Origin of the sequence: Gemmatimonas sp., assembly GCF_046594945.1 — a bacterium.
Classification (GTDB): domain Bacteria; phylum Gemmatimonadota; class Gemmatimonadetes; order Gemmatimonadales; family Gemmatimonadaceae; genus Gemmatimonas.
In genome coordinates, this window is sequence record NZ_JBKJRB010000053.1 from 15127 (window position 1) to 41913 (window position 26787).

The window sequence follows — 26787 nt, forward strand, 5'->3', positions numbered from 1 at the left end:
TGCATTCGCATACACAGTCAACCGGAGTCAACTATGACACGCATCAAGCTTCTGCTGCTCGCCAGCACGATGGGAATCGCCACCGCCTGTGGCAACACGGCCGACGGCGCCAAAGAGGACACGAAGAACGCCGCCGAAGCAACGAGCGAAGCTGCTGCGAGCATGGGTTCTTCGATGGACGCCGCGGGTGAAACCGCCGATGTGAAGACGGCCTTGATGGCCGACACCACGGTGGATGCAAGCGACGTGAATGTCGACACGAACAAGGAGACGAAGACCGTCACGCTGAACGGCAGCGTAAAGAGCGAAGCGCAGAAGGCGCGCGCGGAAGCCATCGCCAAGCAGCAGGCGACCGGCTACTCGGTCGTGAACAATCTGATCGTCCGGTAACGCGCTGGCCTCGGTGTCTTGGTAGCTACCAAGACACCGAGGCCACCACGGCGACATCGATCGCGGGCGTGGGCACTTCCGAGGCATTGAGCAGCATTACGATCGCCTCCGGGAGTTCTCCACGCTCGCGCACGTCCGCCTCGAGGTCGTCGGTGAGGGACTGCATCGCGGCCGCATTGGCGGCGTCGAGCGTCACCCCTCGAACCAGTAAGACGCCCTGAATGGGGAAGTTGCCCCCTTCGCGCATAAAGGCCACGAGGAAGGTTGGCGGGGCGACCGGCATGGCAACGGTTGCCACCGCGCCGGGCGCCTCGCCGTCGCGCTGAAGACAGGCCGCACGGATCGTACAGTCGGCGCCGGCGCGATAGCCGCTGTGATGGGGCGCCTCGACGACCGCCAATCGATAGGGCGTGCCAAGGGGAAGGTCCCGGCGCGCCTGGATATCTATGCCGCTCACGCGCCCCCGCACCATTCCCGCCGCAACCTGGAACTGCACGGCCTCGCCCGGTACAAATACGGGGAATGGTCCATGCTCGCGGATGCGGCGGACGGAATGAATCAGTGGAGTATGGAGGGTGAACGACGCCATGCAAGCATCCTATAAATCGCGGGCGTGAAGTACCAGTGCCATGGCGGGCGATGCCGTTACACGGCCGGAAGGTGATTCGTAGGTGGGAGTGTCGTCCGCTGACTCGGAGTTCTCCAATCAGTTTCGGCACGGCACAACACTCTCGCCCTCATGTCGTTCGAAGTGTGTGCAGATCGTTGGGCGTCGAGAGCGCGCGGGCCCACAGCGTCGCGCGCGCCGAGGCCTGCGGAAGAATATTGTCGATTGTAAAGTCACGGGGATCGAGCTCGTTGGTGAGTTCCTGCCACGTGAGCGGTGTCGACACGGACGCCGCAGGCTGCGCGCGAAGACTGAACACCGACGCCACACTCTTTCCCTGCACATTCTGCAGAACATCGACGTACACCGTTCCCCGCGCGCGAGCCTTCACGGTGCGCGTGACGGTGGCCTGCTTCGCGTGCTGTTGCGCCACCCGAGTGGCTATCACTTTCGCCAAAAGCAGCGAACTCTCGTAGCTCGTTTCGGCCGGCAGGGGCATGTACACGTGTAGCCCGCTTGCTCCCGACGTTTTGAGCGCTCCAGATACGCCCAGCTCGTCCATCATCTCTTTTGTCCAACGCGCTACGTCGATCACACGGCGAAAGGGCACCCCCTCGCCGGGATCGAGGTCGATGATCGAGTAGTCGGCATACGCGACCGAACCCACGCGAGAGTGCCACGGGTTCACGTCAATCGCACCCAACTGCGCGCAATAGAGAACCGTACTCAGGTCTCCGCCCACGAAGCGCCGTTCGTTGGAGCCGTCTGGTTGTAGCATCGCTTCGGTACGCACGCTCGATGGCACACCGTTGGCGACGCGCTGCTGAAAAAACGCCGGCTGGTCGATGCCGTTCGGGTAGCGCCGCAGCACCAAGGGGCGATCTTCGATGAAGGGCAGCAAGAACGGCGCGACAGCCGTGTAGTACTCCACAACGTCACCCTTGGTCTTCTTTGCCTTGCGGAAGAAGAGCTTGTCGAGATTCGTGAATTCGAGTGAGGTGTCAGCGATGGGCCCCGACCCGCCCGTTTTTGCCGAACGAGGCATCACCAGCTCCCTCGTGATGTCACGCGCGCGCTTGTCCGTCCTGACGCCAAGGTATACCGGCTGCCGTAGATGGTCATCGTTGGTCCATTCGTTGAATCGCACTTCTACCACCAGCGAGGCGCGAACCCAATGGGCGCGGGCATTCGTGTCTGGGGTAGTAATGAACGGACAGGTGGTGCGCGCCAATGTTCGGAGCCGATTGTGCAGCCACGCCAGCTCATCGTGTGTAAAGCCTGTTCCCACATGCCCGGCGTAGCGCAAGCCACCGTCGCGAAAGTAGCCCAGCAGTAAGGCACCGATGAACGGCCGGGCGTTTCGCGGCTCGGTCCATCCCCCAACGACGAACTCCTGCTGTCGATCGACCTTGATCTTGAGCCAATCGCGCGAGCGCACCCCGATTGAATACGGCGCATTCACGCGCTTGGCCACCACCCCTTCCCACCCCTCCACCTGTGCTTGGCGCATGAGCGCTTCGCCATCGTGCAGCACGACGTCCCCGAGCCGAAGCGCGCCGAGGGCAGCAGGGCCCGACGACCGACGCTCACTAAGGGCGTTCTCGAGGGCCGCGCGCCGCACGTGCCACGGCGCTGCCACCAGCGATTGCGTGCCATCGTGCAACAGGTCGAACACCATCAGCGCCGTCGGCTCCTCCGCTCGTCGAGCGGCGATTACCGAGGCGTCACGTTCGTGAACGCGTGACTGCATGGACTGAAAACGACCGAGCGCCGCGCCGTCCACGCCGACCAACTCCCCATCGAGTACGATGGAAAGCCGCCGCCGACGAGCGAACGCCTGCAGCGCCTCGACGACTTCGGGAAACTGCGACGCTTTGTCGATCCCGTTCCTCGAGAGCAACTGTACCTGCGCCGCCGAGGCCATCGCAATCACACGGATGCCATCGTACTTGGGCTCGAAGGCCCATCCGTCGTTCGCAGGGAGCGCGGTCCCTGCCGTTGCCAGCATCGGCGTGATCGGCGACCTCATGGAACTCACGCTGATCGTCGTGGACGCTTCGCAACCGCTTTCTTTGCCACGGTCGACTTTGATGCCGTTCCAGTGGAGCGCGCTCCGGTACCAGACTTTCTCGTAAGACTCTGCTTCAGCATGCTCATCAAGTCGAGCACCTTCCCATCCGCTTCATCGGGCGTCGGGACATCGAAGGAGATCTGCTTGCCCTTCGAGCGTGCCTTGATGATCCGCATGAGATTCGCCCGATAGTCGTCGGTGTACTTGTCGGCATCGAAGTGTGCCTGCATGCTCTTGACGAGCTGCATCGCCATCTTCCGTTCTTGCGGGCGCGCCGCCGTGGCCGGCGGAAAGGTGTACTTGGACGCATCCACCACCGCGGCGGCGAATCGCATGAGCTCCAGCACCAGGGCATCGCCCACCACGTGAATACCCGCCAGATGCTGGTGCTTACGCATGATGATCTTGCCGATACCCACCACCTCGCTTTCACGCATCGCTTCGCGTAACAGCGCATAGCCCCGCTCGCCCCCGTTGGCGGGCAACAAAAAATACGGCGTCTCGAAGTAGCGCGGGTCGATTTCGTTCGTATCGACGAAATCGCAAATGTCGATGGTCTTCGACGACTCGAGCGCAGCTTTCTTGAAGTCCTCCTCGGTGAGCACGATGAACTGCCCCGTCGTATACTCGAACCCTTTGACGATCTCCTCCCACGGGACCGGCGCGCCGTCGCTCGCGCGCACCCGTTCGTACTTGACCGGCGATCCACTCTCGGCGTCGAGCATCCGAAACGAAAGGTTATCGGCGCGAACAGCGGCCACGAGTTCGACGGGGATGTTCACCAATCCGAAACTGATGCTTCCCTTCCAGATCGGTGCCATGAAGTGTGTCTCCGTGTATGAAGTGGAATCAGACCTATTCCCTATTGGCCGAGTGCAGCTGCAGTCAGTGCGTCGGCGTATGCACGGCGCCGTCCATCGGCGGAGCCCGCTTTCCGGTTCGTTCTGCATACAGACGCGTGAACTCGGCACCGAACAGCACAATCTGCGCCGAGTAGTACACCCATACCATCATGATGACCACGGTGCCGGCGGCACCGAATGGCGAGGCTAGCGCGTTGCTGCCGAGATAGAGACCGATCAGTCGTTGCCCGACGGCAAAGAGCACAGCAGTGACCACGGACCCGACCGCCACGTCGCGCCATCGCAGGTGCACGTCGGGGAGGACACGGAAGAGCAGTCCGAACAACACGCTGCTCACGAACAGTGACAACAGTTGATCAACGACGGCGACGAACGATTGCAGGCCGGGCTCGATCGTACCCATCCAGGAACTGGCCATTCGTACGCCCGCGCTGACCGACAGCGAGACCAGTAGCAGGAACCCGATCGAGACCACGACCCCAAGCGAACGAAATCGGCGGGTGAGCATTTCTTGAACATTGATACCGGCCGAGGATGAACTGCGTACACGCCAGATCATGTTCAATGCCGCTTGCAGCTCCAGGAAAGCACCGGTGGCTGCGAATACCAATCCACCAATCGCCAGTACGGTGGCCAGCGCACCACCATCGCGCTTACCGGCACGCTCGAGAATAGCGCCCACCGCTTCGGCGCCATCGCGACCGATCAGACCGGCAATCTGCGTGAGGAGCTCTTGGCGCACCACGTCTTCTCCCACGACGAACCCAGCCACGAAGATGACGATCAGCAATACGGGAGCGAGTGCGAAGAGCGTGTAGTACGCGATGGCCGCGCCATGACGAGGCGCATGGTCGCCGAAGAAGTCGACGACAGCTTGCTTCACGAGTTGCAGCATGCGGAGTGGTCACGGATGAGTGAGGACCAACGAACACTCGCGTGACGTGCAACGGGCGTGCCGAACCACCGCGCGGCGGCGTGCGGCGCTCGCACGCTTCGTGCACTGCCGTGCAGGTTCATCTGACGAAGGAGTTATCGTGGTCGAGATCAACATCACAAAGAAGGAAAGCTCGTGGGTTCCATGGCTGATTGGTGCCATCGTGGTTGGCGCACTGATCTGGTTCATGGCGATGCGAAACAGCCCGAATTCAGCGACTGCCGAGCGCAATGGTGCGTACGACAGCAACAGTGCGGCCGGTACCCTCTCCTCACCGCGTGACAGCGCGATGATGCGAATGGATTCGATGCGCACGCCACCGCCGCGATAGCACGATCGTGCATCGCCATTCTTTGCTGACCTTGTAGTCCGGAGCAATCACGATGGAGTCCAACTTGCACAACGATGACGATCGCCGACACGAGCGCGGCACTGATGCGACGCATCGCGCGGGCGAACACGACCGTCCCCGACTCGTTCATCTCAACGAGGCGTCGGATCTGGACGTGGCGGACGGCGACCCCGACATTCGCGGGTGGGATCTGCGCACGCTTGACGGCCTGAAGATCGGAACGGTCGAGGATCTCGTCGTGGATACGAATCTGATGCGCGTGCGCTATATCGAGGGCGAGGTCATGCTTGACGACTCCACGCAGGAGACGAAGCGCCGAGTCCTGATTCCTATCGACACGGCCCGTCTCGATGAGGAGGAAGACGATGTGATCATCAGCTTGTCCACTGCCGACGCGCGCGCGCTTCCCACCTACGACGGCGAGCTGATGCCCGACGGCGACGTCGACGGAATCTACGCCTTCGACGACAGCAGCTTTTTTGGCGCTCGACGACTCGGACGCGAGTCATCGCCGTACATTGCGTCCTTGGCGGATCGGGACGCGCGGCGAATGGACTTACCCGACGAACGGTTGCTGTAGATCGGGTTGACGCGTGTTGAGCGGCCGGATGCGCGCGACGCAAAGTGGGGCTGGTGCATGTCACCGGCCCCGCTTTTATGTCGCCATGCGTCGAAGCATCGGGGGCACCCCCTTGGCGTCCAGGAGCATCATGCCGAGGTGGACGGCCGACGCGCTGCGACGGACTCGATGCGGCAAGGCGGTCGCCTCGCCGGCGACGTCGACCTCCGTCGGCCAGCACGCGACGCCGCGGCGATCCGCATGGGTGGAAGCAGCGTCGGTGAAATGCGACGCTGCTCGTAGGTGACGAAAGAAAGCGCTCAACATGCGTCGGCTTCCAGGGGCTTGGAGCAGCCCGGAGGCTGACTACCTTTCGTCATGGTTCGCTTGGCTCGTCTCATCACGCTCGTCGTGAGCTTCGCTTCTCTCCAGCTATCGCTGGCGAGCGGTGGACCTGGTTGTCCTCTGCCGGGCGCAATGGACATGTCGTCGGCGGCAATGAACATGTCGTCGGCGGCAATGGACATGTCGCCGGCGGAAATGAACATGTCGTCGGCGGCAATGAGCGGGGCGAGTGCTGAGGCCATGGCCGGTATGGACATGGCCGGTATGGACATGGCCACCACGGCTGGCAGTGGGGCCGGTGAGGCGCCAGTGAATCCGGGGGCGGCGGCTCCCCAGGCACCGTGCGATAGCTCCGCGCCGCCGAACACGTGCCCAACGATGGCGCCGTGTGTCTTCGCATCGGTTCCGGCTTCCACGCGACTGTCGTCTTCGATCGAAGAGCCGTCTTATGCGGTCGCGCTGAGCACGACGATGCCGTATTCGCTGAGCTCGCCTCCCGACGTCCCCCCTCCGCGAGCGTAATCCCGGCCGACAGCGTCTCGCGCTCTTCGCGTAGGCGTTGATGGTCCGTTGGTGGTCACCCTCGGTGGGTGGGCATCGGCGGGAACCGTGCGCGTCGTCAACCCCGCCACCGCCGGTGGCCGACGCGCCCTCCGAGATTGAGCCTGAGGGCACATGCACTTTCATTTTCGTTCAGCTAGGCGCGCCACTGCTGCCGCGCTCGCGATTGCTCCTAGTGTCCTTTCGGGACAATCGGAGCCGGCATTCCTTCAGCGGTCCGTGGCGCACCCCATCGTGCAGCAGCATGGGTTGGACTCGCTCGTACGGTTGGCCGAAGTGACCAGTCCAGCACTCCGCGCAGCCCACGCCCGTCTCGCGGCAGCGCGAGCGCGCATACGTCCGGCCGGCGCTCGCCCCGATCCAATGCTGATGACCGGTATCGTGAACCTGCCCCTCAGTCAGCCCAGTTTTTCGGCGGATGAGATGACCATGCGCATGGTTGGCCTTGGACAGACCATCCCCTATCCTGGCAAGCGTGGCCTGCAACGCCGCGCTGCGGCGCATGACGCCAGCGCGGCCGACGCCGCGCTGGCGGCCGTTCGCCTCGAGGTGATTCGTGCCGTTCGCGATGCGTACTACGACGTGGCGTACGCGACACGCGCGTTGGCGCTGCTGGATCCCAATCGACAGATCCTCGCCGACATCGCGCGGATTGCCGAAGTGCGCTACGGCAGCGGAATCGGCAGTCAGCAGGACGTGTTACGAGCCCGCGTGGAGGCAACACGGGTCGCGGAGATGGCGAGCATGCTCCTCGAGCAGCGACGGGCGAGTCTCGCGCTGCTCAATGCGGCGCTGGACCGCGCCAGCGACACGCCGGTCTTGAACGTTGACATTCCCGACCGGCTCGCGCGCGCTGCCGTGGCGACCAGCGCACGCGACGTCACGTTTCTCGACGCTTCACTGGGCGCGCGAGCGGCGGGCTCGGCACTGCCGCCGCTCGCCACCCTCCAAGCGCTCGCGAGCGAGGTAAGTCCGGTGCTGCGCCAGCGGGCGGCGATGGTCGCCGCGCAGGCGGCACGGGCCGAGTTCGCGCGTAGTGACTCGAAGCCTGATTTCGACGTGTCGTTGCAATATGGTCAACGCCAGGGACGGCCCGACATGGTGACGGCACAAGTTTCCGTTCCACTGCGGCTGCAGAAGGCGGCACGGCAGAATCCACAGGTCGCGGAGGCCCGTGCGGAGCGAGCAGCACTCGAGGCCGACTACATCGCCGCGCGAAACGGCTTGAACGCCGACGTGGCACGTCTCCTCGGACTGGCCGAACAAAATCGGACCCTGCTCGCGTTGTACGCCGTCGGGATACTTCCACAAGGACGAACAGCGGTTGTCGCGGCCCTTGCCAGTTATCGAACAGGCCAATCCGACATGACGACCGTGTTGACCGCGGAGTCCGCGCTGTTCGCATCCGAGCTTGCATATGTGCGCGCCATGACCGATTTCGCAAAGGCGATTGCCGCACTGGAACAGGCGACCGGATCCAGTGTGCTCCCGGAGGAACGGCCATGACCCGAACACGATGGACACTCCTCGCGACCCTGGCGCTTTCTGTCGCCGCCGTGAGCTGGTGGGGCTTAGAGCGTCGCAGTTCATCGGCGGGTGAGAGCCGACGCGCGTCCGCGGCAGAGATGCCGGGCATGCCGGGCATGGAAGGCATGGACATGAGTGCCGACGGCACGGCGGTGTTTACTGCTGCACAGCTTCGGCACTTCGGTGTGTTGTTCGGTACGGTTGAACAGCGCGTGATGACCGACGAGGTCCGTGCCGTTGGCATCGTGATGGCCGACGAAACACGGCTTGCGAGCGTCACGCCCAAGTTTTCCGGGTTTGTCGAACGGCTGGATGTGAGCAGCACCGGACAGCCGGTACGCCGAGGGCAACCAATGGCGGCGATCTATTCGCCCGATCTGCTCGCTGCGCAACAGGAGCTGCTAATCGCACGAGATTTCGACCGGTCGCTCTCCGGCACGTCAGTACCCGGCGTGCCCGCATCATCAGGGAGCCTGCTCGCCGCCGCGCGGCAGCGTCTCCGGCTCTGGGATGTCCCCGAGTCGCTGATCGAAGACGTCCTGCGCTCTGGACGTGCACAGCGCACGATCCCACTCTACGCGCCCATGTCCGGTGTCATCACCGAGCGATTCGTTGTACGGGGACAGGCTGTTCAGGCCGGCATGCCGCTGTACACGATTACGGACTTGTCCAAGGTGTGGGTAAACATCCAGCTGCGCGAAGCGGATGCAAATCTCGTCCGCGAGGGTACGAGCGCCTCGCTGGCATTTACGGCACTGCCAGGAAGGCCATACGAAGGACGTGTGGCGTATGTCTATCCAACCGTAGGCGAGGCCACACGCACTCTGAGCGCTCGCATCGTGGTCGGCAACACCGATGGTCGGCTCAAGCTGGGCATGTATGCCACGGCCAGCCTGACCTCCGTTGCCCGTACAGCCCTCACCGTGCCGTCAACCGCAGTGATCCAGACCGGCGAACGCGCCATGGTGTTTGTCGATATGGGGGACGGCCGGCTCATGCCGCACGACGTGGAGTTGGGCCGAGTATCCGGCGAGATCACGGAGGTGCTGGCGGGCCTCGAGCCGGGTCAACGGGTGGTCACCTCGGCGCAGTTCCTGCTCGAATCGGAGTCCAACCTCGCCGAGGTGATGAAGAGCATGATCGGAATGAGTGGAAGCGCCGACGCCATGGGCGCTATGCCAGGCATGTCCATGCCAGGCGCAGACACGCGCGGCATGTCGGGGGCGGCGGCCGCGACCTCACGGCCCACCGCATCGCCCTCGACCGCGCCTCGCAAACCGGCACCGGCGTCAGCGCCGTCGCGACGGAGTCCACCGTGACCGACACGTCGTCGCCTGTTCGTGCATCGGTGCTACAGCGCGTGATCGGGTGGTCCGTGAGTCACAAGGGTGCGGTGCTGGTTGCCACGATGACATTGGTTGCAGCCGGGATCTGGGCGATGCTGACCACCCCGATCGATGCGATTCCCGACTTGTCTGATGCGCAAGTGATCGTGATGACGGAGTGGCCAGGTCAAGCGCCGCAGCTTGTCGAGGACCAGGTCACGTATCCGTTGGAGACGGAACTGCTCAAGGTGCCGAACACGAAGTTCGTGCGCGGCATGAGCCAGTTCGGGCTGTCGGCGGTCTACGTTGTGTTCGAGGATGGCACTGATCTCTACTGGGCGCGCAGTCGGGTGATCGAGTATCTGAACGGCGCGCGCGACAAGCTCCCCGTCGGTGTGATGCCGATGTTGGGACCCGATGCCACCGGCGTCGGCTGGGTCATGCAGTACATCCTGGCCGACACCACCGGCTCCACGAGTCTCGCCGACCTGCGCGCGTTACAGGATTTCGTGGTGCGACCGGCGCTCACGGCTGTTCCTGGTGTCGCCGAGATCGCATCACTCGGCGGCTTCGAGAAGGAGTATCAGGTACAAGTCGATCCGGCGAAGCTACTCGCGTTCAACATGCCGATCGCAAAAGTCGTGGAGGCGCTGCGCGCCTCGAATCAAGACGTTGGCGGGCGCGTGCTCGCCATGGGCGGCACGGAGTACGTCGTGCGAGGGCGTGGCCGCGTCGCGTCGCTCGACGACCTGCGTGCCGTCGCGTTGGGCACGGGCGCTGGCGGTACCCCGGTAACGGTCGGCGACGTCGCAACGGTTCACATCGGTCCGGCGCTGCGTCGTGGCATCGCCGAGTTGAATGGGAAAGGCGAAGTGGTGACAGGATGGGTCGTCATGCGCTACGGCGCGAACCCGCTCACCGTCATCAAGGGCGTGAAGGCACGAATGACGGAGCTCGAGCGGGCGCTGCCGGCCGGCGTGCGGTTCGTGCAGGGCTACGACCGTGCCGGCCTGATCGAACGGGCCATCCACACACTTCGTACGAAGTTGATCGAGGAGTCGATCATCGTGGCGTTCGTGACCCTCGTGTTCCTGTTGCACGCACCGAGCGCACTGGTGGCCATTATCACCCTGCCCATCGGCATTCTGATGTCGCTGCTCGCGATGCGGCTGCTCGGCCTGAGCGCGAACATCATGTCGCTGGGTGGAATCGCCATCGCCATCGGCGCCATGATCGACGCGGCCATCGTGATGGTGGAGAACCTGCACAAACACATGGAACGCAACGAAGCGGCCGGCGCACCGCAGTCGCATTGGACCCTCGTGGTCGAGTCGGCGCAGGAAGTCGGCCCCTCACTCTTCGTCTCGCTCCTGATTATTACCGCCTCGTTCCTTCCGGTGTTCGCGCTGGGCGACCAGGAGGGGCGGCTGTTCACGCCGTTGGCGTGGACCAAGACGCTCGCCATGGCGTCGGCGGCGTTACTGTCTCTGACGCTGGTACCGGTGATGATGGGCCTGTTCATTCGGTCAGGCGTGAAGCCGGAGGCGGCGAACCCGGTGAATCGGGCGCTGGTCCGCGCGTACCGACCGGTGATCGGATGGGTGCTTCGTCATCGCTGGGCGACCATCATCGCGGCGGGCTGTGTGCTCGTGGTGACGGTGTGGCCGTGGTCGCGGTTGGGAAGCGAGTTCATGCCACCGTTGAACGAGGGCGCGATCATGGACATGCCCTCGCTCATGCCCGGCGTGAGCGGTACGATGGCGAAGGAAATCCTGCAGCAACGTGATGCAGCGCTCGCGCAGATTCCGGAAGTCGCCACGGTGATGGGGAAGATCGGACGCGCCGAGTCCGCGACGGACATGGCGCCGATGTCCATGATCGAGACGATCGCGGTGCTCAAGGATCGGAGCGCGTGGCGGCCCGGCGTGACGTACGATTCGATCGTGTCCGAGGCGAATGCGCGTGTGCGTACACCGGGCGTCGCAAACATGTGGAGCATGCCGATCAAGAATCGGCTCGACATGTTGGCGACAGGCATCAAGACCCCCGTCGGGATCAAGGTCATCGGTCCGAATCTCGAGGCACTCGACCGGATCGGGCGTCAAATCGAAGGTCTGCTGCCGACGGTTACGGGCACGAACAGTGTGTTCGCGGAGCAGGCCATGGGAGGCAGGTATCTCGACGTCACCATCGACCGCGCGGCCGTCGCGCGCTACGGTTTGACCACCGACGAGGTGCAGGCGGCGTTGAGTACTGCGGTGGGTGGTGCGGCCGCTGGCGAAGTACTCGAGGGGCGCGAGCGATACGAGGTGTTGGTGCGCTATCCGTCGGCCCTTCGCGACGATCCGACGAAGCTGCGGAGCGTCCTCGTGGCAACGCCCTCCGGTCCCGATGGGCAGAGGGCCTACGTGGCGCTCGGTGATGTGGCGCGCATCGCGGTGGTCCGCGGTCCGACGCTGATCAAGTCCGAGAACGCGACGCTCAACGCCATCGTGTACGTAGATGTCCAGGGCCGCGACATCGGCCGTTACGTGACGGAGGCGAAGCAGTTGCTGGCGGCTAAACTCACGCTCCCGCCTGGTTACCGCCTCGAGTGGTCGGGGCAGTTCGAGTCTCTCGAGCGTGCAACGCGTCGGCTGCGAGTGGTTGTGCCGATTACACTGCTCATCATCTTCGGCCTGCTGTACCTCAACTTTCGAAGTGTGACGGAAGCAGGAATCGTGATGCTGTCGCTTCCGTTCTCGCTGGCGGGTGGCGTGTGGTTGATGTGGATGCTCGATTACCACCTGAGCGTCGCGGTGGCCATCGGCTTCATCGCCTTGGCAGGTGTCGCGGCCGAAACCGGCGTCATCATGCTGCTCTACCTTGATCAGGCCTACCACGACCGCGCTGCGCGCGGCGAGTTGCGGAGTCGTTCCGATGTCGATGCCGCGGTCGCGTCTGGCGCCGTCGAGCGCGTTCGCCCGAAGATCATGACGGTAATGGCCATCATGGCGGGGCTCGTGCCCATCCTCTGGAGTCAGGATACGGGCGCGGATGTGATGAAACGCATCGCCGCACCGATGGTTGGGGGAATGATCACCAGCACGCTGCTCACGCTCGTCGTCATCCCCGCGATCTACTCGCTCTGGAAAGGTCGCCCGGCGCGGCGATGACCTACTCTCTTACCGGGTTTCTTATGTCCTTCCTGTTCCGATGCCTTTCGTTCGTTGTGCTGCTGCTGGGCGCGGCCTGTGACAGCGAGGCGTCGCGCGATACCAAGACCACCGGCGACTCGGTCGCGATGTCCATCGCCGCACCTCCAGGGGCGACCGATTCAACCCAGGGCGGAATGTCCGGCATGGCGGGCATGACCACGCCGAGCATGCCGAGCATGCCGATGGCGGGCATGTCCGACGACTCGGTCATGCGAGCGCACGTGGCCATGATGCGGCAAGCCGGTGCCGGTAGTCTACTCGCGCAACTCCCGCGACATCGGCAACTGGTAGCCAACCAGCTCTCCCGCATGGCCGGTGAAATGCGACAGATGAACATGCCGGCGGACGCCGCGTGGAGCAGCATGGTGGACTCACTGCGACAGGATCTCATCCGCCTGCCCGACCTCACGAGCGCACAGCTCGGCACAGCCATGCCACCGCACCTGAAGCGGATAACACGACTGGCTGACATGCATCAGAAAATGATGCAATCCATGCCACGGTAACGGGTGAAGTCGGGGCGCAGTGACCCGTCAGCTGACGATCGTGCTCATGGCAGCGCGACGTCGGACGTATCACGACGCGTATGGTTTCGCCGGATCGGGCTGGGCGCGGGCGCATTGGTGGCGGGCGCGACCGCCGTCGCGGTCACCGAGGGTGATCGGGGGGCGGACGCCGAGCGGGCGTTGTTCACGGAAGCGTTGGGTTCCGGCGGTCCCCTGGTCGTATTCCTTCCGGGCCTTGGTGCCACCACGCGCTACTGGAGATCACGCGTTGTAGCCCTCTCGAGTCGTGCGCGGCTGATGTTGGTTGATCTACTAGGCTTCGGACACTCACCGAAACCGTGGCTCACATACTCAGTCGACGCGCACGTTTCCGCGCTTCATCGGGTGCTCGAGCCCATCGGCGCGAAGGAGCCCCTGGTCATAGTGGGACACTCCGTCGGTGCGCGCCTCGCGGTGGCATACGCCGCACGCCATCCAGAACACGTTCAGCAGTTGGTTCTCGTCAGTGTGCCCTACTTCGGCAATGGGGAAAGCGCCAGGCAATTCACCGGTAAACGCGGCGCAGCGGGGTGGATTATGACGCACATGGTTCCCGCGGCGCTGGCCTGCTTGGTGACGAGACGCTTGTTGGGCTGGGCGCTTCCCACCCTGCTACCGAACGTGCCGCGAGAGGTGGCCGAGGACCTCACGCGCATGACGTGGCGCTCGTCCACGTCCACACTGTGGCAGGTGATCTACGAGTATGATCTTTCGGCCGATTTAAGACAGATCGAGGGCCGCATTCCGCTGCTGTGCCTGCATGGCGATCGCGATCAGAGTGCCCCGCTCGCTCCGCTGCTCGCGCTCGCGCAACAACACCGGCAGTGTACGGTTGTGGTGTACCCCGGCGCTGACCATTCTTTACCGCTGCAACACCCTGACTGGATACGAGCGCACATCAGTTCGGTGCTCGCTGGCGACGTCATTCCGTAGTCGCTCGCGGAGTGATTGAGGCAATCAAACAGATGCGCGCCGCCGGGCGGCGGCTCGACGGCGCGCCAGCAATCTCACATGGCCATCGTCGACATGCGCTCACAGGACTCCGCGCACCGCCCGCAGATGTCGGCACACTGTTCCATCATCGCATCTCCGTTGGCGAGTCGCCGGCAGTCCTTTTCGCAGCGTCGGCATGCTTCGGCGCCGACGGCGCACATTTGCGGGTGCAAATGAGAGCCCCGCAACATCAGTGCGGCTGACGCCTGACAGATCGTGACGCAATCGAGGAGTATTGTCTGATGCTCGGGCGACGCATGTTCGCCACCGAGCGTCAGGCAGTGCGCGGCGGTGGTCGTGCAGGTGGCGTAGCAGTCGAGGCACGCCTGGATGCATTGCTGCATCTCGGCGGTCGGCATCGTGTGCCCGTGGTTGTGATCCATCAGGAACTCCGGCGGAGGGGACGGTTCTCGTCGCCCAGCCCGTGCGGCCGGATGCGCGACACACGACCCTCGCTGCACGGAGTATGCCGCTCTTTACTACGCATAAAATGTCGTCGGCCGCTTGGCCGCGGATCGATCTTGGGGGCGAGCGCTACAATTGCACGCGGCGAAGGAGCTGAGCGTTGAGGGCCACGATGATCGTGCTGGCCGACATGAGCACCGCACCCATGGCGGGCGTCAACACGATGTCCCACGGCGCGAGTACGCCGGCGGCCAAGGGAATCGCCACAATGTTGTAGCCGGCGGCCCACCACAAATTCTGCACCATCTTTCGGTACGTTGCGCGCGACAGGCTGATAATCCGTGGAATGTCCCGCGGGTCGCTGCGCACGAGCACCACGTCGCCAGCCTCAACCGCGACATCGGTGCCGGCGCCGATCGCGATCCCGACGTCAGCGGTCACCAGCGCTGGCGCGTCGTTAACGCCGTCACCAATCATCGCGACGCGCTTGCCCTGCTGCTGCAGCGCTTTAATGTGCGCCGCCTTCTGCTCAGGAAGTACCTGAGCAAGCACGGTGGTGATGCCAAGTTCGTGTGCCACCGCCTCCGCGACGGCCTGTGCATCGCCAGTCATCATTACAACCTCGACTCCCATTTCCCGCAGTCGCGCGATGGCCTCAGCCGACTCGGGCCGCACCGCATCAGCGACGGCAAAGGCCGCCAAGGTCTGTCCGCCCTCAATGAGGTACACCACCCCTTGTCCACGCGCGGCTGCCTCATCGGCGAACGCCCGCAGTGCTGGACCCGGTGTGACGCCGAGGCTGGCCAGTAGATTGGGTCCGCCTTCCGCAAGTGCCCGTCCCTCGACCACAGCACGAACGCCCTGCCCTGGCACCGCCTCAAACCCCGTTGCCGCCGGCACCACCAACCCACGCGCTTCGGCGCTCTTCACGATCGCCCTCGCCACCGGATGTTCGGCGTCGCGCTCCACGGCCGCCGCAAGCCGCAACGCCTCGTCGTCTGCCAACCCATGGTCCGTCTTCATACCGACCACGCGATGCTCGCCCAACGTCAGGGTGCCGGTTTTGTCGAACACCACCGTGGTCAGATTGCGCGCGTCTTCCAAGCCTCGGCGGTCGCGCACGAGCAACCCGCTTTGCGCCCCAAGTGTGGTGGAGATGGCAAGCACCAACGGCACGGCCAAGCCGAGCGCATGCGGGCACGCGATAACGAGCACCGTCACGAGACGCTCAACTGCGGTGGCAGCGCTCGCGCCGGCCGCCAGCCATGCAATGAGTGTGACAGCGCCCGCACCCAGGGCAACCCAAGTGAGCCAGAACGCCGCACGGTCCGCCAGCATCTGTGCCCGCGAGCGTGACGACTGCGCCTGCGCAACCAAACGCATGATGCCGGCCAGCGCGGTGCGGTCACCGGTACCCGTCACCTGCACCCGGAGTGACCCCGCGCCATTCACCGCGCCGGCGATGACGGCATCACCTTCGTGCTTGGTCACGGGGGACGACTCGCCCGTAAGGAGGGCCTCGTTTACCGCACTGCTTCCACGCTGCACTCGACCATCGGCGGGAATGTTCGCTCCCGGACGCACCAGCACTACATCGCCGTCGCGCAACTCGGCCACGGGCACATCCTCGATTTGCTCGCTCGCACCCTCGCCGCGAACGCGAACGGCCGTAGCCGGCAACAGTTTGGCGAGTTCGCCGAGGGCCCCCTGCGCTTGGGAGATCGACCGCATCTCGAGCCAGTGCCCGAGCAGCATGATCGTCACCAGCGTCGCGAGTTCCTCCCACAGCGGCATGCCGGGAAAACCGAGCAGGACCGCAACACTGAATGCGAAGGCGACGCCGATCGCGAGCGTTATGAGCGTCATCATGCCAGGCAGGCGATCCTTGATCTCGCCTATCGCGCCCTGCAGGAACGGCCAACCGCCGTACAAAAAGACCGCCGTACCAAAGACCGCCGGAATAAGCGATGCGCCGCGAAACGTGGGCGCGGTGTAGTCGAGGGCGCGTTGCAGCATGTGCCCCCACACGAGCGTCGGAAGCGTGAGCAGCAGCGAGAGCCAGAACTTGCTCTTGAACATGGCCACGGAGTGACCCGCGTGCTTGTCGTGCGCGGCGTGATCGGCGACCGGGTGAACGTCAGGCCCACGCGGTGCGCCACTGTGCGCGCCATGGCCATGCGAGTCATGTGTGTGCGAGTCATGTGCCTGCACGTTTCAATTCCTCAGCATCAGTGGAATCCCGTCGGGGAGCGGTCATCCATGGTCAGTGGGCCGCGCCGACACTGAGCACGTAGGTCGTGCGTGACACGTCCCACTCGTTGGCGGCACCACCACTCTTTTTGCTTGCATACGCCGAGCGCAGCATCCAAGGACCCGCCTGCGTGAGCGGAACATGCACCACACCATTGACGTCGGCCGTAAATGACACGCGAACCAGTGACGCGGGCGGCGTTGCGGTGGTATCGAGTGCGGCGGCGGCATCGATGCCGATGCGCGGCACCGCCACGCCATTGCCAAGCACGCGGACGTGCAACGTATCGCCGACGTGCAGATGTCCCGGATCATTCAGCGGAACGAACTCGAGTCGTAGTCCGGCCGACTTCGAGAACGCGCGCGGTCCTTCCTGTCCGATCTCGGCGATCGTGGCCGCATAGGACGCAGCGGTGAAGATCACACTGTCGAGTCCCGCCAAGGCGTGGGACCGTTCGAGGCGATCTGCTTCGAGGGCACCGCCCTCAGCGCGGAGAAAGCGCAAGGTGCCAGCCGGTGTTTCGCGAAAGACGCGTGGTGCCAATCCGACCACAATCAGGTACTGCCCGGCAGACGACGGCTTCTGATGCAGCCGGAGTGTGGTGCCCTCGACCGTCATTTCCGTAATGGTCATGGTGGCGCTTGCGCTGATGACGCGCGCGTCCACCACGCGTGCGACCGGCACCGCCGTCCCAGCCGGGAAGCGGGTCCCTTGCCGCCCGTTCACGTGCCACGCGCTGTTCTCGGCAAACCCGAACATGTGGGGCATCAGCCAGAAGTCGTGCGCCACTGCCGTGGAGGAGAAGACGGCGGTGGCTACGGCCACGACCACGATACGCGTGAAGCTGATTCTCGTCGACATGCATCGCCCTTGGTGAACAACGTTTCTTAATCGGCCCGGTATGTTTGATGCAGTGTAAAACCGCCGGGCGCATTCCGCCATTCACGCGTGACCCGTGAGATTGCGGTGTTCTGGCGAAAGGCGTCGGGAGGCTGCGTTACAGGCGAGTCATGCCGGTGGGTGTGGCGACGAGTACGGCGGTCACGATAAGGACCAGCACGCCGACGGCCACCTCGATGCTCGCCGACTGTCGCAGTCGTCTTGCACCGGTGGCGTCGCCAAGCGCGGGTTTGACGCGGCGCCAATTGTACGCCCCGGTCGCGGCGAGCACAGACAGAATCGCCAGCTTCACCAACAGCGTTATCCCGTACGCTGTTTGCCAGAGCGCGCTCACGGTTCCCAGGTGAAGCCAAGCGGCAAAGACGCCGGTTATCGCGGTCATGCCGGCACAGACGAGGGCGGTCGGTGAGAAGGCGTTGACGATGTCCGCAACCGACCGCCAACGCTCGCTCTTATCGAGACGCATCGCGGCGGGAATCCCAACTGCGAGCAGCAGCAACAAACTGCCGAGCCACCCGCTCGCCCCAATGACATGCAGCGCATCGGCTAGAATCGCGAGCGTCGTGAACTGCGGCGTAGACGCCGCGTGACCGGACAGTGCGGGCGTAAATGCCAGGCCGAGTGCGCCCACGCCAGCCAGGGTCCACGACGGGCTCCAGGCTGGCCGGCGGCCTCGTCGAGCGCCCCCGAATCCGGCGAGTGCGACGACCACGGAGACGAGTTGCACCATCCAACCGCGTCCCCAGGTCGTCGACGTGAGCATGGATCCCACGAGGGGGCGGTCGAGGGCCAACGCGGCCCCGTGCATGGCGTACGACTGCGCGTACAGGCGGAGCAACACCGCGACAGCCACCAGTGCGGCACCGATGAAACCCAACGTGGCGGCTCGGTGCCCGATCTCCACTCTGAGACTGGCGGCGGGCCCTGGATCTCGCGGGAGGCGACCGAGCACAGCAGACTGAAACGCGACCGCGCCGATCACCGTGAGCAGTCCCACGTACAGAAGCCACCGTACCGCCACATACATCGGCGACTCCGCGTCAAAGCCCACGCCGGAGGGAAGTGCGGTGGGGTCGTTGTGCGACGTGGAGTGGGAGGGCGTTACGGGCAAACCGCCCTCGCGGCCAGCATCGGTGCGAAGCACGCCGAGTCCTTCCGCACCGGGCGCAATCGTGAAATCGAAGCGACCGGTTACCGGATGTCCGTCGGCTCCCGCCGTCTTCCATTCCACGGTGTAGGTACCGGCCGCCAGAGCGCCTTGCACCGCCGCGATGACCGCGCGTCGCGAATCACTGGCAACCAAGAGAGGTCCGAGTGCCACGGCCGAACCGTCCGCCCTCCGCAAAATGAGCGTCGTGAAGGTGAGCTCTGGCGACTCGGTAAATGTCAATCGCAGTTCGCGTGGTGCGACACCCAGATGGGCACCAGCCGCGGGCACCGAACTCTTGAGCGTGCCGTGCGCCTGCGCCAATGCCGGGGTGAACAGCAAAAGACCACTGGTCAAGAGCACCAGCAACGTCATGACGACGCGCCTGGTCATGCGGGTGGCTTCTTCATTCCGGGCATCTTGCTGTGGTCCATTCCCGGCATGGGGTTCGGGGCGGGCTTGACCGCGGGTTTGGTCGCGGGCTTAGTCGCCGGTTTTGTAACGGGTGTACGCGCGGACTTGGCGGCCGGTTTTACGGCGGGTTTTGCGGCCGGCTTCGCTGCGGTATTCGTTACCGGCACGCTCACGAAGCCTTGGACCTCCATGCCCGCCGCGGTGACCTCGCTTTCCGGCAGGTCGGCGAGCATTCGCTGGAGGACAGGATCGGTCTGCACGCGCTCGCGAATGACGGGGTCGGCCATCATGCGTTGGTGAATGGCCCGGAGGCTTACCGAAGCGCTGTCTGCCGCTCTGGGCGCGGTCGCACCCGACATATTCATCCCCGCATGGTCCGTCGTCGCATGATCGTTCGGCCGAGCGACCTTCGCGCGCTCGACACCGTTCACCAGAGGCCCGCACGCCAACGCGGGTGCGCTCGGCTCACCCGCCGGCGGATGTACCACCACGGCGATGGCATTGCCGGTGGTAAGTGGTGCATTCAGCGTCACCGTGCTCCGTGCGGTTCCGGCCCCATCGACCGCCAGTGCGGTGTACGCTGCCGCGGTCCCCACGATGCCATCGTCACGCGCGCACGTGCCTCGACGTATCGACCAGGCGCGTGCTGCGCCGGGCTGATCGCCCGTCCACTCCACCTGGACCGTTGCACCGGTAACGGTCACGGTGCCCGAGGGCCCGAGCGAACCCAACGGACTGGTGAGCAGGCCTCGGATGGCCGCACTGCCCGTCAGGTGCAGGTCGCCGTGGCCCGGCATCGTACCTGAGACTTGGGCGAGCGCCACGGTCGAATGACAGAGCGCAGCGAGAATGACGAGATTGAAAACGGAACGTAGACGCACGGGACGCACCTCGGAGTGGTCGTGAGCCGCCGAGGAGCCCGGCGGCAACAACGTTATTTTACTGTGCATAAAAGAAGTGCGCCACTCGGCCGCGGCGGTCTCCGCGCTCATCGCCAGAGCCGCACGCCAGCCGCAATGCGGCCGATCCCAAGGGGCTCGCCGGCCGCCCGCGCGCTCGCCGCCGTGGCACCGGTACGACGCACCCAGGATACGCCCACGTACGGGGCGAACTGGCGCCGCACCTCGTAACGCAGGCGGGCGCCGAACTCGACATCGTTCAATCCGGATGCAATGCCGAACGCCGGCACGCCCTGCACTGCGGCGTTGAGCTCGAAGCGCGGCTGAAGAATCAGTCGCTGCGTCAAGAGGAGATCGATTGTCGTCTCGATCTCGGCCGACACATCGCCCTGATCACTGATGAACAGCGTGGGCTCGACCTCGAACCAGTAGGGCGCGATGCCGAGCAGCCCGACCGCGAGCATCCCGCGCGTGACGCGCGTACGGCGCGATGGGTCGAGGCGGCCCGCGCCGTCCGAATCCTGACGGAATGCAGGGATCGCGGGCCGCGGGCGCGTATCCACGCGAGCGCCGGCCACGGCCGACCAGAATGGCGTCAGCAAACGGCCGTACAGGACGTCGGCCTGCACCGCGCCGTCACCGCGCCCCTGCGTCGGAAACTCGCCCTGGGCCCGAATGAAGATCCGTTGGTAGTCGCCTCCGATCCAACTGAGAAACTCCAGTGCCACGGGCCGCTGCCGCGCGTTGGGCTGTATCTCCAGCTGATCGGCCAGCACGAACGCCCGGATTACACGGTCCATGTCCATACCACCCATGCGATCCCCGTGGCCTGCCGGAAGCGGCTGCGCCTGCGCGGACGTCGCGAACGCGGCAACGAGGGCCATGTACACTACGCGCATCCGCATCATACGTCGTCCCCTTCGCCGGTGGTCAGCGGTCCATCGGGTTCAGAAACGTGAAACACGCGAAACATCCCGAGGTCCATGTGAAAGAGCACATGGCAGTGGAACGCCCACGGCCCCGGATCGACGGGCGTGACGAGCAGCGAAACACGTTCGGCTGGCTTGACGTTGATCGTGTGGATGAGCGGGCACTCAGCGCCGTGTCCGTTCTCGAGCTCCATGAACACCCCATGCAGGTGCATCGGGTGCGCCATCATCGAATCGTTCACGATGGTCAGCCGAATGCGCTCGCCGTGCTTGAGACGAATGGGGTCAGTCACGTCGGAAAACTTGATGCCGTTGATCGACCACATGTAGCGCTCCATGTTGCCGGTCAGATGCAACTCGACTTCCCGGGCCGGCGGGCCGAACATCGGCGCCGGCGTGAGGCGCTTGAGATCGGTGTACACGAGCACGCGCCATCCATCCTCGCCAAGGCCAGCGCCCGGCTCGTGCAGTCGGCTGCGTGTTTCCATCGCGGTACCAGCGCTGGCGGCGCCGTGCGTGTCACCGCTATGCATCACCGGCTCCGGAATGGTGCCGGGCGATCGCAGATCAGTCGTGCGAATCACCGTTCCGTCGCGCAAACGGCCCGCAAACGTTCCTGGCGCAACAGCCGACGCCATCACGGAGGGGGCGGTATCGTGCCCGGCCATGTCGTGGCCAGTCGGCACAGGCGCCGCCACCGGGGCGACCTGTTTTGATGGATCGCCCGTGTCCATGCCCGGCATGGCCATCCCGCCATGTCCCCCCATTCCCATCGTCATGCCCATGTCCAACATCGTGAGCGTCGGTCGAGGGCGGCGCGCGGGGATTGGCGCACTCATCCCGGCGCGAGGCGCGAGTGTCCCTCGGGTATAGCCCGACCGATCCATCGACTCGGCGAAGATGGTGTAGGCGCGATCCTCGGTCGGTTGCACGATCACATCGTACGTCTGCGCGATCTCGATGCGGAATTCGTCGATCGCAACGGGCTGCACGTGCTGCCCACTCGCCTGCACCAGCGTCATCTCGAGGCCGGGGATGCGCACGTCGAAGTAGCTCCCCGCACCCGCATTGATGAAACGCAAACGCACCCGCTCCCCTGGACGGAACAGGCCGGTCCAGTTTTCGGCTGCTGGTAGCCCGTTCAGGAGATATGTGTACGTCGAGCCCGTCACGTCGGCGATGTCGATGGGGCTCATGCGCATCTTGCCCCATGCCAGCCGATCGGCGATGGTCGCGCGCACACCGGCACGTTCAACATCGCGGAAGAAGTCGCCCACCGTGCGCCGCTGATAGTTGTAGTAGGTCGAGTTTTTCTTGAGGTTGTCGAGAATTTTGAGCGGATCCTCGAACGTCCAGTCGGACAGCATGACCACGTATTCCCGATCGTACTGGAATGGCTCGGGCTCCACCGGATCGATGATCAGCGGCCCGAAGTGTCCGAGCTGTTCCTGAAACCCGGAGTGGCTGTGGTACCAGTATGTGCCGTACTGCCGGAGAGGGAACTCGTAGACGAACGTCTGTCCCGGGCGGATCCCGGGGAAGTTGATTCCTGGGACGCCGTCCATCGCATTGGGCACCAAGAGGCCATGCCAATGGATGGAGGTGTCTTCCTTGAGCCGGTTCGTGACATGAATCGTCGCGGTTTCGCCCTCTCGAAAGCGGAGGAGTGGGCCGGGAACGGTTCCGTTGATGCTGGTGGCTATACCGCGGCGGCCAGCAACGCCGAATGGTGTCTTCTCGATGCGCAGATCCACGCGGCCGGCGACGGCCGGCGACGGGGTGTTCGTACGTGAGCGCAGAAAGTCCGGCATCGCTGGCATGGTATCCCCAGCGCCGATCCTCGGCAGTCCCGCCATCGCGCCCAACGCGCCCGCGGCATGCAGGAAGCGCCGTCGCGATACCGATGGGAGGGCAAGATCGACGTGGTCCGAGGGTGATGCTTCGTCATCCATGAACGTGGGGCGAGGGGACGGGGGTTCGACAAGGAGGGCTGCAGGCTTTATAATGCATAAAATGTGCGCGGCGGTTCGACAACTGCTGTCGAGCCCTGCCTCGTACTTCCCCTCAACCCACTTCGAATGTCTGCGCTCATCTGCACCATCGCTCTCTTGCTGATCACACCGACGTCGTTGTCGAGTGAATTGGCGAGCGGGATCGTCCGTCAAGGGATAACGGTGGCGCTCGCCAACAGGCCGCCGGCCGCCCTGACCACGAGTATTCAGCCAGCGGACGACGTAGCACGGGCAACGGCCGTGTTGCGCGCCGTCTTCGCGTCGGCCGAACGCGGTGACCTTGCCGCGCTCGATACCCTGTATGCCGGCGACAGCCTCACCGTCGTCGAAGGCGCGGGGATCAACCGCGGATGGGCAGACTACCGGGACCATCACCTGGGCCCCGAGCTCAAGTCGATGAAGAATTTCCTCTATCGGCCGTTGGAGATCGTAGTGCGCGTCTCAGGACAGTACGCCTGGGCGACGTTCCGGTACGACCTCAAGGGCGAGATGAATGGGCGTCAGCTCGACAACGTCGGACGCGGCACGGCCATCCTGGAACGCCGCGGCACCGGCGTCGGCGCGCGCTGGGTAGTCCGACACACGCAGACCAGCTCGCGGGCTCGCCGGGCGACGGATGCGCCGGCATCGTGAGGCGCTGATGACGGTGAGTGTCGCGGTCGTTGTCGTATGAACGGCAATGCCGCGATATCCGGCGATTGGTGGAAAGCCGCCGCGCTCACGTGAGTGTGGAGTGGTGAGTTGACATTTCGAGTTTTGAGTGACGCAACCCACGACTCGAAACTTCAACTCACGGCTCGCGTGAGACCGTCAGCGTGTTCAGACGCAGACATCAGACGGTGAATCGTGTTCAGACGCGCGCGACAGCCGCGTGCGGGCAGAGGGCCCCCGAACGCTGAGGATGCCCAGCAAAGCAGAACAGGTGGGTGATGCCGAGTGCGCGGTGATGTGAACAGTGACCGCCATGGGCGGCCCCCGCACTCAGACCAGTCGGCAGCGGATGCACTACGGCCAGTCCAGAGCTCCATACGAGCAGCAGTGCGCCGAGCGCCAGGCCGAGGGAACGCGTCGTCACGTGACTTCGAACCACGGCCTCTTCCCCGGCCAGACGCCGAATGCGCCGATCCAGCAGGGCGTCCCGCTGAAAGCCGGACACCGCACTCGCGTTGCCAGAAAGGGCCGCGATGCTCGCCGTGGGTGTCCCGGCCGGCAATCGCCAGTGCGCGAGCGCGAGGATAGCCGTGGCGAGCACTAACGGCTGGCCGAGGACCGCGGCGTCATCGGCGGCGATCTCCGCGTCGTCCGCAACATCGGCGGCGAGTCGCCGCAGGGCGGGAAGCCAGAACAGGGCGCATCCGACGAACCGAAGCACCGACATGCGCGCCGGATCGCGACGGCGTACGTGCGCATATTCATGTGCCACGACGGCGGCCAGTTCGCCGCGCGAGAGGAGCTCCGCCAAGCCCGCATTCACGTAAATTCGGGGACGAATCCAGCCCGCCGTGAACGCCGGATTTGGCAGGCCCTCGACCAGCCGCAGCGCGCTGGCCGGTACCGCTCCATCCTCGGCGGCGGTCGTGAACGCGCAGCCGGCCCGCGGTGCACTGATCTCAAGGGTGCGCAGCACGCGCCGCACGCTGAGCCACGCGCGCAGCCGATCCCAGGCGGCGTACGAGAGGCCACCGATCAGGAGAAGGTGGAAGCCCTGGTGTACAGGCGCCAGCATCTGATGCAGGGCGATCACGCACAGATTCCAGAGGTGATCGCGTCCCGCGAGCGCCAGCTCCAATCGCGTCCCGACGTGATGCACCAAAACCGGGCTTGTCGCCAGCAGAATCAAAACGCCGGTCGCGAACAGCACGAGCCGTCTACGACGCCCTTCGCGCTGCGCCGTGGCCCCGAGCAGATATGGGTACCGCCTCATGACTACCTCCGTTCCGTCACCCCAACGTCCCCCAACGTCACCCCTTGAGTTTCCGCCGAATGAGGCGACCCAACTCTTCCAGCTGCTTCGGATCCTGCTCCGCCAACACGTCCACGAGGGATGTGGCCACGGCCAACGGGCCAAATGACAGCACCCCCTCAACGACGCGCCGCGAGACATGGGCGATGAACGCGTCACGGCTCATGGTCGCCTCGAAATGCAGCAAGCCGTCGCGAGTACGGCGTGTGAGCACGCGCTTCGCGACGAGCTTGTTGAGCACTGTAATGACGGTGAGCGGCGCGACCTGGTGTGTTTGCACTACCACCCCATGCACGGCGCGGGCGGGCACAGGCTCGGCCAAGCTCCAGACGGCGGTCAGCACACGCGCTTCCAGATCGCCTAACACTTTGGCCAACCCATCTGCCGACAGGCGGACCGTATCCTGCAACCGCAGCTCACGCGGACCGGAGGTTGGCGGCCGTTTCGACGCCGGGGGGGGCGATACCCTGACTGGCGATGACTTTCGCGGAGTGGCCATGCAGGAGCCTCGGGCGAAGGGTAATGATGCAACTCGAAGCTAACGGAGTGCTTTAGCACGCGTAAAGGGCCCGCGTAGCGCGCCCGTTGGCTACCCGTTTCACCCCGCGGGTACCGCCAGCCGGATCGCGTCGGGAGATAGGTCATATTCCCGACCCACGTCCGAAACGGATGCCGATGGTCCGCGAGCGCGAAGCGTCGCGCCAGCAGATTCGGTGCGATCGCGTCGGCGTACGCGGAGTCCGTCGTGCACACGAAGGCCCGCGGGGTGCGCGCCTGCAATCCATCCGCCCGCGCATCGCGACTCCGTCGCGACGTACGCCGCCGCACTGTTTAGAAACGCGTGCTCCTGCGGCAAGCCACGTCACGCTCGAGCCGTCGCTCCTCCTCCTGCTCGCTCGGCAACCGTCCATGCCCAAGAGACACGTCGGTTAACGGGCGCCGCCCCGCCATGCGGCGGCCCGCTTCCGGCTTGAACTCGGCACTGAAGATCGGCCGTGTTTGCGTCGCGGCAGTGTCCGTTCAGGCAGGTCAAGTCCACACCTCTGACGGTATCACGCCACACATCTCGTACCGCATCAGGTGCATGTACGCGTGCAACTCGTTTTGCGGCTTGCCTTTGACGCTGAAAAGACGTCACACCGAAAAATTGGCACGGAACATGATGCTTACCGTGCCTGCGTAACTTCCCAAGTAGCAAGCCTTTCCTGATGTGATCGCTTGAACACGCGAACCGCTCGACTGTACGGTACCGCCGTGCTTCGATCGTAATGCGGGTGCCATACCAGAGTGGAGTACAGCGGATTTCTAGGCGCATGGACTCTCCGGTTGGTCGGTTTCCTTCAAATGCGCACCGAATTGTGTTGTTGTCCCCAGGCGCAGTCGTACGAAAAGGGCACCCCGGCCGCGAGGTCGGTCCGCAAAGCCAGGGATCTCTCCGAGACCGCCCGGTCGCTGAAATGGCTGCGCCTATCGTGCTGGTCAATCTTCTAGGAGATCCATTCAATGCGATTCACACGGTTTGCGGTGGTGTGTGTTACGGCTTTTGCGTTCGCCTGCTCCGAAGGGCCGAGGCTCACTGCTCCAGATAACGCCGGAGT

Annotated in this window: 23 protein-coding genes and 1 riboswitch; of the genes, 9 read left to right on the forward strand and 14 right to left on the reverse strand. The window is 64.5% G+C overall.

The features are described 5' to 3' along the window. Positions 1 to 33: 33 nt before the first annotated feature. Positions 34 to 390, forward strand: coding sequence for a BON domain-containing protein (locus ACLL97_RS05825; protein ID WP_411279541.1), 357 nt, complete (start codon positions 34 to 36; stop codon positions 388 to 390). A 25-nt stretch (positions 391 to 415) separates the two neighbouring features. On the opposite strand, the gene ACLL97_RS05830 is transcribed toward ACLL97_RS05825, so the two are convergent. The 4 genes from ACLL97_RS05830 to ACLL97_RS05845 form a co-directional block, all read right to left on the reverse strand. Beyond that, positions 416 to 979, reverse strand: a complete 564-nt coding sequence (locus ACLL97_RS05830) for a hypothetical protein (RefSeq protein ID WP_411279542.1) — start codon at positions 977 to 979, stop codon at positions 416 to 418. A 148-nt stretch (positions 980 to 1127) separates the two neighbouring features. Then, entirely contained in the window at positions 1128 to 3026 is a 1899-nt protein-coding gene (ligD, locus tag ACLL97_RS05835) for a DNA ligase D (RefSeq protein WP_411279543.1), read from the reverse strand. Between the two features lie 5 nt (positions 3027 to 3031). After that, a complete protein-coding gene (locus ACLL97_RS05840) occupies positions 3032 to 3889 on the reverse strand; it encodes a Ku protein (protein ID WP_411279544.1) in 858 nt (285 codons plus the stop codon). A 64-nt stretch (positions 3890 to 3953) separates the two neighbouring features. Next, positions 3954 to 4826 (reverse strand): YihY/virulence factor BrkB family protein, encoded by an 873-nt coding sequence (locus ACLL97_RS05845; RefSeq protein WP_411279545.1) that lies wholly within the window; start codon positions 4824 to 4826, stop codon positions 3954 to 3956. A gap of 139 nt (positions 4827 to 4965) precedes the next feature. Here ACLL97_RS05845 and ACLL97_RS05850 point away from each other — a divergent pair, with 139 nt between their 5' ends. Both ACLL97_RS05850 and ACLL97_RS05855 read left to right on the forward strand, forming a co-directional pair. Then, entirely contained in the window at positions 4966 to 5196 is a 231-nt protein-coding gene (locus ACLL97_RS05850; RefSeq protein WP_411279546.1) for a hypothetical protein, read from the forward strand. Positions 5197 to 5248: 52 nt separating this feature from the next. After that, positions 5249 to 5797 carry a PRC-barrel domain-containing protein gene (locus ACLL97_RS05855; RefSeq protein ID WP_411279547.1) on the forward strand — a complete coding sequence of 183 codons (549 nt, stop codon included), beginning with the start codon at positions 5249 to 5251 and terminating at the stop codon, positions 5795 to 5797. 299 nt (positions 5798 to 6096) lie between these two features. Here ACLL97_RS05855 and ACLL97_RS05860 read toward each other — a convergent pair whose 3' ends face one another. Beyond that, on the reverse strand, positions 6097 to 6537 hold the full coding sequence (locus ACLL97_RS05860) for a hypothetical protein (RefSeq protein ID WP_411279548.1): 441 nt from the start codon (positions 6535 to 6537) through the stop codon (positions 6097 to 6099). A gap of 364 nt (positions 6538 to 6901) precedes the next feature. On the opposite strand from ACLL97_RS05860, the gene ACLL97_RS05865 reads away from it, so the two are divergent. The 5 genes from ACLL97_RS05865 to ACLL97_RS05885 all read left to right on the forward strand — a co-directional run bounded on the left by ACLL97_RS05865 (position 6902) and on the right by ACLL97_RS05885 (position 14209). Continuing rightward, positions 6902 to 8188, forward strand: coding sequence for a TolC family protein (locus tag ACLL97_RS05865; protein ID WP_411279549.1), 1287 nt, complete (start codon positions 6902 to 6904; stop codon positions 8186 to 8188). Further along, positions 8185 to 9528 (forward strand): efflux RND transporter periplasmic adaptor subunit, encoded by a 1344-nt coding sequence (locus ACLL97_RS05870; protein WP_411279550.1) that lies wholly within the window; start codon positions 8185 to 8187, stop codon positions 9526 to 9528. Before ACLL97_RS05865 ends, ACLL97_RS05870 begins: the two co-directional genes overlap by 4 nt. 29 nt (positions 9529 to 9557) lie before the next feature. Then, positions 9558 to 12689 (forward strand): efflux RND transporter permease subunit, encoded by a 3132-nt coding sequence (locus tag ACLL97_RS05875; protein WP_411279562.1) that lies wholly within the window; start codon positions 9558 to 9560, stop codon positions 12687 to 12689. Between the two features lie 23 nt (positions 12690 to 12712). Beyond that, positions 12713 to 13237, forward strand: coding sequence for a hypothetical protein (locus ACLL97_RS05880; protein WP_411279551.1), 525 nt, complete (start codon positions 12713 to 12715; stop codon positions 13235 to 13237). Between the two features lie 117 nt (positions 13238 to 13354). Continuing rightward, on the forward strand, positions 13355 to 14209 hold the full coding sequence (locus ACLL97_RS05885) for an alpha/beta fold hydrolase (RefSeq protein ID WP_411279552.1): 855 nt from the start codon (positions 13355 to 13357) through the stop codon (positions 14207 to 14209). Positions 14210 to 14283: 74 nt separating this feature from the next. On the opposite strand, the gene ACLL97_RS05890 is transcribed toward ACLL97_RS05885, so the two are convergent. The 7 genes from ACLL97_RS05890 to ACLL97_RS05920 all read right to left on the reverse strand — a co-directional run bounded on the left by ACLL97_RS05890 (position 14284) and on the right by ACLL97_RS05920 (position 23166). Beyond that, positions 14284 to 14628 (reverse strand): four-helix bundle copper-binding protein, encoded by a 345-nt coding sequence (locus ACLL97_RS05890; protein WP_411279553.1) that lies wholly within the window; start codon positions 14626 to 14628, stop codon positions 14284 to 14286. A 175-nt stretch (positions 14629 to 14803) separates the two neighbouring features. Beyond that, on the reverse strand, positions 14804 to 16753 hold the full coding sequence (locus ACLL97_RS05895; protein WP_411279563.1) for a heavy metal translocating P-type ATPase: 1950 nt from the start codon (positions 16751 to 16753) through the stop codon (positions 14804 to 14806). Between the two features lie 184 nt (positions 16754 to 16937). Next, on the reverse strand, positions 16938 to 17786 hold the full coding sequence (locus ACLL97_RS05900) for a DUF4198 domain-containing protein (protein WP_411279554.1): 849 nt from the start codon (positions 17784 to 17786) through the stop codon (positions 16938 to 16940). Positions 17787 to 17922: 136 nt separating this feature from the next. Continuing rightward, positions 17923 to 19365: a copper resistance CopC/CopD family protein gene (locus tag ACLL97_RS05905; protein ID WP_411279555.1), complete on the reverse strand. Its 1443-nt coding sequence runs from the start codon at positions 19363 to 19365 to the stop codon at positions 17923 to 17925. Next, positions 19362 to 20267, reverse strand: a complete 906-nt coding sequence (locus ACLL97_RS05910) for a hypothetical protein (protein ID WP_411279556.1) — start codon at positions 20265 to 20267, stop codon at positions 19362 to 19364. Before ACLL97_RS05910 ends, ACLL97_RS05905 begins: the two co-directional genes overlap by 4 nt. A gap of 107 nt (positions 20268 to 20374) precedes the next feature. Then, positions 20375 to 21193, reverse strand: coding sequence for a copper resistance protein B (locus ACLL97_RS05915; RefSeq protein WP_411279557.1), 819 nt, complete (start codon positions 21191 to 21193; stop codon positions 20375 to 20377). Further along, complete coding sequence (locus ACLL97_RS05920; protein WP_411279558.1) at positions 21190 to 23166, reverse strand: copper resistance system multicopper oxidase; 1977 nt, start codon at positions 23164 to 23166, stop codon at positions 21190 to 21192. Before ACLL97_RS05920 ends, ACLL97_RS05915 begins: the two co-directional genes overlap by 4 nt. A 126-nt stretch (positions 23167 to 23292) precedes the next feature. On the opposite strand from ACLL97_RS05920, the gene ACLL97_RS05925 reads away from it, so the two are divergent. Further along, entirely contained in the window at positions 23293 to 23859 is a 567-nt protein-coding gene (locus ACLL97_RS05925) for a YybH family protein (RefSeq protein WP_411279559.1), read from the forward strand. A 217-nt stretch (positions 23860 to 24076) separates the two neighbouring features. On the opposite strand, the gene ACLL97_RS05930 is transcribed toward ACLL97_RS05925, so the two are convergent. Together ACLL97_RS05930 and ACLL97_RS05935 are read right to left on the reverse strand one after the other, a co-directional pair. Continuing rightward, positions 24077 to 25150, reverse strand: coding sequence for a M56 family metallopeptidase (locus ACLL97_RS05930; RefSeq protein ID WP_411279560.1), 1074 nt, complete (start codon positions 25148 to 25150; stop codon positions 24077 to 24079). A gap of 37 nt (positions 25151 to 25187) precedes the next feature. Beyond that, the gene (locus ACLL97_RS05935; RefSeq protein ID WP_411279561.1) at positions 25188 to 25688 is read right to left on the reverse strand and encodes a BlaI/MecI/CopY family transcriptional regulator; all 501 of its coding nucleotides are present in this window, start codon (positions 25686 to 25688) and stop codon (positions 25188 to 25190) included. Between the two features lie 883 nt (positions 25689 to 26571). Beyond that, positions 26572 to 26646: riboswitch (cyclic di-GMP riboswitch) on the forward strand. Positions 26647 to 26787: the final 141 nt, after the last annotated feature.

What these genes read in the sequence shown, in the direction of transcription:
- ACLL97_RS05825 (WP_411279541.1), top strand. Translation starts at nt 34, where the DNA reads ATGACACGCATCAAGCTTCTGCTGCTCGCCAGCACGATGGGAATCGCC.
- ACLL97_RS05830 (WP_411279542.1), bottom strand. Translation starts at nt 979, where the DNA reads ATGGCGTCGTTCACCCTCCATACTCCACTGATTCATTCCGTCCGCCGC.
- ligD (WP_411279543.1), bottom strand. Translation starts at nt 3,026, where the DNA reads ATGAGGTCGCCGATCACGCCGATGCTGGCAACGGCAGGGACCGCGCTC.
- ACLL97_RS05840 (WP_411279544.1), bottom strand. Translation starts at nt 3,889, where the DNA reads ATGGCACCGATCTGGAAGGGAAGCATCAGTTTCGGATTGGTGAACATC.
- ACLL97_RS05845 (WP_411279545.1), bottom strand. Translation starts at nt 4,826, where the DNA reads ATGCTGCAACTCGTGAAGCAAGCTGTCGTCGACTTCTTCGGCGACCAT.
- ACLL97_RS05855 (WP_411279547.1), top strand. Translation starts at nt 5,249, where the DNA reads ATGGAGTCCAACTTGCACAACGATGACGATCGCCGACACGAGCGCGGC.
- ACLL97_RS05870 (WP_411279550.1), top strand. Translation starts at nt 8,185, where the DNA reads ATGACCCGAACACGATGGACACTCCTCGCGACCCTGGCGCTTTCTGTC.
- ACLL97_RS05880 (WP_411279551.1), top strand. Translation starts at nt 12,713, where the DNA reads ATGTCCTTCCTGTTCCGATGCCTTTCGTTCGTTGTGCTGCTGCTGGGC.
- ACLL97_RS05890 (WP_411279553.1), bottom strand. Translation starts at nt 14,628, where the DNA reads ATGCCGACCGCCGAGATGCAGCAATGCATCCAGGCGTGCCTCGACTGC.
- ACLL97_RS05895 (WP_411279563.1), bottom strand. Translation starts at nt 16,753, where the DNA reads ATGTTCAAGAGCAAGTTCTGGCTCTCGCTGCTGCTCACGCTTCCGACG.
- ACLL97_RS05900 (WP_411279554.1), bottom strand. Translation starts at nt 17,786, where the DNA reads ATGTCGACGAGAATCAGCTTCACGCGTATCGTGGTCGTGGCCGTAGCC.
- ACLL97_RS05905 (WP_411279555.1), bottom strand. Translation starts at nt 19,365, where the DNA reads ATGACCAGGCGCGTCGTCATGACGTTGCTGGTGCTCTTGACCAGTGGT.
- ACLL97_RS05915 (WP_411279557.1), bottom strand. Translation starts at nt 21,193, where the DNA reads ATGATGCGGATGCGCGTAGTGTACATGGCCCTCGTTGCCGCGTTCGCG.
- ACLL97_RS05920 (WP_411279558.1), bottom strand. Translation starts at nt 23,166, where the DNA reads ATGGATGACGAAGCATCACCCTCGGACCACGTCGATCTTGCCCTCCCA.
- ACLL97_RS05925 (WP_411279559.1), top strand. Translation starts at nt 23,293, where the DNA reads ATGTCTGCGCTCATCTGCACCATCGCTCTCTTGCTGATCACACCGACG.
- ACLL97_RS05930 (WP_411279560.1), bottom strand. Translation starts at nt 25,150, where the DNA reads ATGAGGCGGTACCCATATCTGCTCGGGGCCACGGCGCAGCGCGAAGGG.
- ACLL97_RS05935 (WP_411279561.1), bottom strand. Translation starts at nt 25,688, where the DNA reads ATGGCCACTCCGCGAAAGTCATCGCCAGTCAGGGTATCGCCCCCCCCG.